The organism is Mycobacterium sp. (assembly GCF_049802695.1).
Lineage (GTDB): Bacteria > Actinomycetota > Actinomycetes > Mycobacteriales > Mycobacteriaceae > Mycobacterium.
In genome coordinates, this window is sequence record NZ_JBARMY010000002.1 from 1 (window position 1) to 6,873 (window position 6,873).

General features: G+C 64.7%; 5 protein-coding genes and 1 pseudogene. 4 read left to right on the top strand and 2 right to left on the bottom strand.

Annotated elements, in window-relative coordinates; all coding sequences use genetic code 11:
- Both WA317_RS00025 and WA317_RS00030 read left to right on the top strand, forming a co-directional pair.
- Positions 1 to 117 (top strand): ATP-binding protein (locus WA317_RS00025; RefSeq protein WP_425171086.1); only part of this gene is annotated, 117 nt, incomplete at its 5' end.
- Between the two features lie 148 nt (positions 118 to 265).
- On the top strand, positions 266 to 1,639 hold the full coding sequence (locus tag WA317_RS00030) for a phenylacetate--CoA ligase family protein (protein WP_425171082.1): 1,374 nt from the start codon (positions 266 to 268) through the stop codon (positions 1,637 to 1,639).
- 55 nt (positions 1,640 to 1,694) lie between these two features.
- On the opposite strand, the gene WA317_RS00035 is transcribed toward WA317_RS00030, so the two are convergent.
- Positions 1,695 to 2,276 carry a class I SAM-dependent DNA methyltransferase gene (locus WA317_RS00035; RefSeq protein ID WP_425171083.1) on the bottom strand — a complete coding sequence of 194 codons (582 nt, stop codon included), beginning with the start codon at positions 2,274 to 2,276 and terminating at the stop codon, positions 1,695 to 1,697.
- A gap of 277 nt (positions 2,277 to 2,553) precedes the next feature.
- Between WA317_RS00035 and WA317_RS00040 the strand changes: the two genes are divergently transcribed.
- Positions 2,554 to 2,823, top strand: a complete 270-nt coding sequence (locus tag WA317_RS00040) for a DUF732 domain-containing protein (RefSeq protein ID WP_425171084.1) — start codon at positions 2,554 to 2,556, stop codon at positions 2,821 to 2,823.
- 231 nt (positions 2,824 to 3,054) lie between these two features.
- A pseudogene (locus WA317_RS00045) lies at positions 3,055 to 3,234 on the top strand (helix-turn-helix domain-containing protein); the annotation flags it as partial.
- Between the two features lie 45 nt (positions 3,235 to 3,279).
- Here WA317_RS00045 and WA317_RS00050 read toward each other — a convergent pair.
- Positions 3,280 to 5,964 (bottom strand): ATP-binding protein, encoded by a 2,685-nt coding sequence (locus WA317_RS00050; RefSeq protein ID WP_425171085.1) that lies wholly within the window; start codon positions 5,962 to 5,964, stop codon positions 3,280 to 3,282.
- Positions 5,965 to 6,873 lie beyond the last annotated feature (909 nt).

The window sequence follows — 6,873 nt, forward strand, 5'->3', positions numbered from 1 at the left end:
GAGCAGACCACCGCCGTCAGCATCCTCGACCGCCTCCTGCACCACGCCACCGTCGTCATCACCGACGGCCAGTCCTACCGAATGAAGGAAGCTCAGCACCGAAAGGAGAACACCTGAACCAACCCGAACTACCCGCACGGGGTGGGGACTTTTATCTGGCCACCACCGGAGACTTCTACTTGGCCATTGACAGTGGTTTTAGGAAGACCACCGTCGTAAGCAGCTGTAGAGCGAGGGTTTATTCGGTTCCGGTGGTGAAAGACTGATGTTCCGGTCGGACTACGAGCGTCTGCGTACCGCACATCTCGCTGTGGTGCAAGCAGCGCTGGAGGACCATGTTGGTCGATTGGAATGGTCGCGCGAGCAGATCGAGCGTTATCGGAATCACCGGCTGCGGGCACTGCTCACCTACGCGTGCGAGCGCTCGCCGTTCCATGCCAGGCGCTTACGCGGTATCGATCCGACCACTGCGACCGTGGCCGATCTGGCGTTGCTGCCTATGATGACCAAGGCGCAGGCGCAAGGCGAGTGGGATGCGATCGTCACCACAGGTGATCTCAGCCGTGCCGGCGTCGACCGCCTTCTTACTGAACAGCAATGGTTTTCGTACACACCCTCGGGCTGCCAGGTGTTCAGTTCGGGCGGCTCCAGTGGCGTGCGCGGGGTTTACGGGTGGGACTGGCAGTTCTTCGTGTCCGTCGCGTGCCTTGCATGGCGGATGCAGGCACGCGAGGAGCGGCGTGCCTCCCAGCCGACGTCACGCCTTGCTGTCCTGGAGGCGGGCGTGCCGCCGCACGCCAGCACCCCGCTCTTCGACGTGCCGACTGCGCCTGGAATGGAGACGGTCGTCATCGCCGCCGGTGCTCCCTTCGAGGACGTCCTCGCCGCGGTCGCGGCCGCTCGGCCGACCCACATGGTCGGCTACGCGAGCGTTATCGGACGGTTGGCGCGGGCCTCGTTGGCCGGACAACTCGACGTTCACCCGGTCCGCGTCAGCACCAATTCCGAACCGCTGCTGCACGAAGACCGGCAAGCCATTCGTGACGCATGGAATGCGCCGATACACAATCTCTGGGGCTCCACCGAGATCGGCGTGCAGGCCGTCGGTTGCGGCCGCGGCGAAGGACTGCACGTGTGCGAAGACGAGGTAGTGCTCGAACGCGTCGACGAGAACGGGGTGCCGGTCGGCCACGAGCAGCCGGCGGCCCGCACGCTCGCCACCGGATTGGCCAACCTGACCTTCCCGTTCATTCGCTACGACTTGGGCGACCAGGTCACCTTGCTTCCGGAACCATGCGGGTGCGGCAGCGCCTTCGCGCGCGTGGCCGACGTCGGCGGGCGGCGCGACGACGACTTCAGGTACGGGACGACGGTGATTCCCGCTAGCGCCTTCCGGCATGTGCTGGGTACAGATTCTCGCGTTTCTGAGTATCAGGTGAAGCAAACCGCTTCCGGCGCAGAAATTCTCGTTATCGGCGGCCCGGACGTAGCCGCCCTGAGGACGTCGGTGATCGCAGCGTTGCGCCGATTTGGATTTTCAGAGCCCCACATCGAAATCCGGGTTGTCGACCGCATCGCCCGCCATGGTGCGACCGGAAAGCTCAAGCGGTTCGTCGCACTGCCGCCGCCGGTTGGTTAACGTGCGGGTCAAGCCGCTGAGCACCCTGCGACGAGATCAGGTCCGCTGCAACGGCTTATTCTTCGATGCCGCGGCTATGCAGGAAGTCGTCCGGAAGCGGTGCAGTCAAACGGCCGACCAGGGCGTAATAGAACAATTGCGTGCCCTCCATGGAGAGGCGGTGCCGGTACAACTCGAGATGGTAGATGTCGAGGTATTTCGAGAAAATCAGCGCTCGTACCAGTTGCGCAAAGCCGCTTTGCTCGGCCGAGTCCAGAAATGACTGCTTGATATTGAAAGCCAGCCACCCGCGGGTCTGCACAAGCCGTATCGCGTTGAAAAAAGCGCGCGGCGGGATGTCGCCGAAGCCTAGCGCCGCAACGCAGGTGAGGCAGTCAAAACTCCACTCGGCCAGTTCGTCGCGCACGGCCGTCTGGGTATCGCCGAGATCCGCCACATAGTAAGCGTCATAGACCGTTGGCCGGTCTCGATACGCGGCATCGCGTGCCTCCGGGACGATGTCCACCCCGACGAGCCGGGCGACGCCGTCGCGCTTCAGCACCTCGCCCATCATCCCGTTGCCCGCCCCTAGGTCGAGAACCCGCAATTCGGTGACGGGCTCGCGGACGGTGTGCAACGCCCGCTGCAGTAGCTCCATCACCTTGCCCGGAGAATTGCATCGCAGCCTCCCGTAGAAAAGTTCCTCATACAAACCCGGCCGTTTGTAGATCTCGGCGTAGTCGTGAAACCGAAGCCGACGGGGCTCACCATTTTCGAACACCTTGAACAACACTTCGTCTTGGGCAAGTCGCTCTGAATTAGACGGCGGAAACTGAATTCGGTAAAGTTGGGAAGCCACGACCCAATGTTAAGTTAACCTTTCGCGTGATGCGTGCGGTTTCGGTCTGAAGGCGAGCGAGTTGCGGCTAGACCTAGTGGCAGGCATCAAGGCAGATGACCAGACGGCACTGACTCTGGGCCATCTGGCCTGCTCCGGACTGGCGACCGGCATGGACACTGACCAGGCGGCAGCGCTGGTCAGGAGCCAGAGCATGATGACACCGCATGTGGCGGCGAAGGCGGCTGTCGAGGACTTGGCGTGCACACCTCGCGACACTCCGCGGCCGTGGCCTGGCTGGAAGCCGCTTTTGACGTGGGGCGGGCGGGGCTCGAACCCGCGACCAACGCATTACGATGTGTCCTAACGGACTTGCTGCCGTTTGCGGGATTTGATGGCAGATGTGGGCTTCAGCGTGAAAGAGCCAGCTCACAGCGCAAGTCGACTACCTGATGTGATGTGTGACTGTTGGCTGGTGTCGAGTGCTCTGCGGACTGCCTGCGGACTGACGTCGAATTCCGAAAACGTTTCTGCCCCATGAGGCGGTTGAAGTTTTGCTCCGGAGACCAGCGATTCGGTTATCTCCTTCGCTCCGCTACGGCGGCATTCGAGGAGGACAGCACGTCGGGCGTCCAAAGCGCTCGATGCGAAGAAAGCCGGTTTGGTGCAGCGGATGCACGCTAATGGCGAGTCGGCGAGCACGATTGCCAACGCCCTCGGCGTGAGCCGGGCCACGGTGTACCGCGTCTTGGCCGAACAGACTGCTGTAGGCGATTGAGAACATGCTGCGCCGCTCTCGCTTTGGACACGCGACGAGCGCAACTCAACCTGGGTGTTCGAGTGTTGTTCGGGCTTGGTCGATTTGGTCGTACGCATAGGTCACCATGGCGGCGGTGGTCATCGTCTCACCCTTGCGGGCGAGCGATTCGTAGGTCTGGTCGCTGAGCACATCGCGGAGGTGGGTGATCGCGGTGGTGATTTCGGGCAAGGCGGCGCTCGTGAGGGGACTGACGGCGAAACCGGCGATGGTGGCCGCCGGTTCGTAACGTCCGAGCCGGTCGAAAAGGGCGGCGAGGACAGCCAGCGGGCTACGGATCACGGTGGTGTTGCCCGCGTCGTGGAAGTTGCGGATCGCCACAGTGACGTAGTCGAGCGCGGCCAGCGGGTCACCGGATTCGGCCTCAAGGAGGGGCCGGGTGGCCGCCAGCGCCAGTTGTGACTCGTTGTAGCGGTTGCCGCTGTCTCGAGCGATCACCAGGCCCCGGCGCAGGGCCTTCAGCGCGCCGGCGGGATCGGCGTCGCTCAAGGCGGTCCCGTGGGCGAGCAGCGCGAACGAGAGCACAAACGGGTTGTGGGTGGCCTCGGCCGCGTCGATCAGGCCGTTCGCGGCGGCCCGCGCCTCCGCACCGCAGCCGGCGAGCGTCAGTACGAAGGTCAGGACTGCCCTGGTGAGTGTATGGGTGTCGCGGCCGCGTGCCAGCCGGGCGCGGCACCACTCGACGTATCGTTGGGGCTGGCCGATCGCCAGGTACGCACCGCCGAGCACGCCCTCGAGGCCGTACGGCAACTCTTCGTGGCGGCCACTGGCGATCACTAACTGGCCGGCGTCGGCGTAGCAGACAGCGGCCTCGATCCGTCCGAGATTCCAGCATCGCGACGCCATCACGTACAGGAACGCGAGTCGGGGATGGTCGACGGCGCGGGCGGGCTCGATGAGCTCTTCGGCCCAGGCTATCGGCTCGTAATTGTCGACCAGAATGCCGAGGAACGTCACGTATGTGGCGATGGCGGCGGCGACATCGAGGTCGCCCTGGTCGGCGGCCCACCGAAACGCCGTGCGCAGGTTGGCCAGCTCGACGCTGAACCACGCATACGTCCCGCGCTGTCGGGGGCTGTCCCAGAGGGCCAGGATGTCGGCTTCGCGCCCGGCGAAGTGGCGGGCATGCGCGGCCCGCGCCTCGGTCGCCGCACCGCCCGCGACGAGTTGCTCCTCGGCGAACTGGCGGATCGTCTCCAACATCGAAAACCGGGTCCGCCCCGAGGACCGATCAGCCACCAGCAGCGACTTGCGCACCAGGGCATCGAGCAGATCGAGGACCACGTAGTCGTCGGGGTCATCGAAACCGGCTACAGCGCACGCACTTTGAAGGTCGAATCCACCGGCGAACACCGAACACCGATCCAACAGCGCCTTCTCCGCCTCATCGAGGTGCTCGTAGGACCACGCCACGGCGTGGCGCAAAGTTTGGTGGCGTTCCAGGCCACGCCGCGCCCCGACCAGCAGCCGGAATCGCTGATGGAGACGATCACGCACCTCGCTCGCCGTCATCGACGCCATCCGGGAGGCCGCCAGCTCGATGGCCAACGGGATCCCGTCGAGGCGACCGCAGATCTCCACCACCGCGCTCGCCTCGTCGGCCTTGGCCAGCGCGAAGCGCGGTGCCACGCTACGGGCGCGTTCGACGAACAATGTCACTGCGGCCGAGTCGATTCCCGCGCCCACGTCCAGCGAGGGCACCGGCCACACCTGCTCATCGGCCAGCCCCAGCCCCTCGCGGCTGGTAGCCAAAATCTTGACGGTCGCCGAGTGCGCCAGTATGGCCTCGATCAGATCGGCCGCAGCATTGAGGACGTGCTCGCAGTTGTCGAACACCAACAGCCGCACCCTACCCTCCAACGCGGCGGCCACGCTGTCGGCCAGGCTCTTGCCCGGTTGCTGAGTAATGTTGAGCACCGCCGCCACCGCATCGGGCACCGCCGCCGGATCAACGACAGCGGCCAGTTCGAAAACCCAGACGCCGTCCGGGAACTCGTCGGCCAGCTGCGCGGCGACCTTCACCGCCAGGCGGGTCTTACCGACCCCGCCCACCCCGGTCAACGTCAGCAGCCGGTGCGTTTTCAGCGTTGTCTGCAGCTCGGCGACCTCGGACTCGCGCCCGATGAAGGTGGTGGTCGGAGGCCGCAGGTTCCCAGGACTGGCATCGAGTGCACGTAACGCAGGAAAATCCGTGCGTAGCCCCGGCGCTCGGACCTGGAACACCTCCACGGCGGTCGGCAGGTCCCGCAACCGCCTCGGCCCCAGATCCAGCAGATCAACCCCGCTGAGCAGTCCCGCCGTCGATCCTGCCAGCAGGACCTGGCCACCATGCCCGGCGGCCATCACCCGAGCGGCGCGGTTGAGCACCGCACCGAAGTAGTCCGCCCCGCGCAGCTCGGCTTCGCCGGTCGCGATCCCCATGCGGACCGGCAACTCCAGCTCCTGCTGAGCGGCCACCGCCGCATCCACCGCAGAGCGCGGCGAGGCGAACGCGGCGCACACCCCGTCACCGGTGTGCTTGAACAACCAGCCACCGTGCGCCTCGATCACCGCACGCAACACCTCATCGTGGGAGGCCAGCGCCAGCCGCATCCCATCCGCGTCGGCTTCCCACCGACGGGTAGAACCCTCCACATCGGTGAACAGGAACGTCACCACCCCCGAAGGAGCAGCCGCCGCAGGAGCGGACACCCCCGCAGAATCTCACAGCAGACGCGCTCATACCATGCACATCGCCGATCCGGCCCTGCAGCCAGCACTAGTCCCGGAGCGCCTCGATGCACCAGCCCGGCTGGCATGCTCCGACTCTCAAGCAAAGCCAAGTTCCTTCAACGACGCCCACTCGGCTTCGAACGGCCTCTTCCGCTTACGACGACCGGTTGTCGTGAATCCCGGCTTGCCGCTACTGTCGCCTTCCTCCTGAAGCCGCACGTAGCGCCTGATCGGTGCATCCATGGGCTGGCCATTCCGACGACGCCGGTAGTGGGTACTGCACCAGCCCGACGTGTAAGCCCGCCTTGTACAGTCCTCATGCTGCCAGCGCATAGCGCCTCCACCCTTGTCGGGTTCGTTCGAGTGGGGGTGACCCCCAAGAGCCGAAGGAGCCGGATACGTCACGCAAGTTCGGCCCTCTCTCCACAGGCAAAATCCGGCCTGGAGATGCAAAAGGCCATTAGGAGTTCAGGCCCATTCATCGGTTGTCCTCATCGCATCCATCAGAGGCTCGATCTCGTTCGGTCCTACGAGCACGTACACCGGACCTTGGGCGATGGACAGGCCGCCGTTGGCGCGTGGTGTGACGACTAGCTCGGAACATGGCCTGCGGTTGGGGATACGGGTGCGTTGCGGAGACGGGATTCTGCCGTCTCCTCCCGCCTTCCCGTCTTCCCGCCTTCCTGCCTTGTTTGTCCTCATAGACTGGCGATCCGGTTGTCACCTACCCTGGTTGGCTTCACGTTGAGTCGGTCACGGGCACCCCGTAGTTGGTCTTGGCTGTAGCCTGCGCACACGCCATGGGTTCTAGGTCTGCAGACGGAACTGGGCCATCGGCGAGAGCATCCTTGAGCCACAGATCAATTGCTTTCGTTTTGGGTCTTTAGT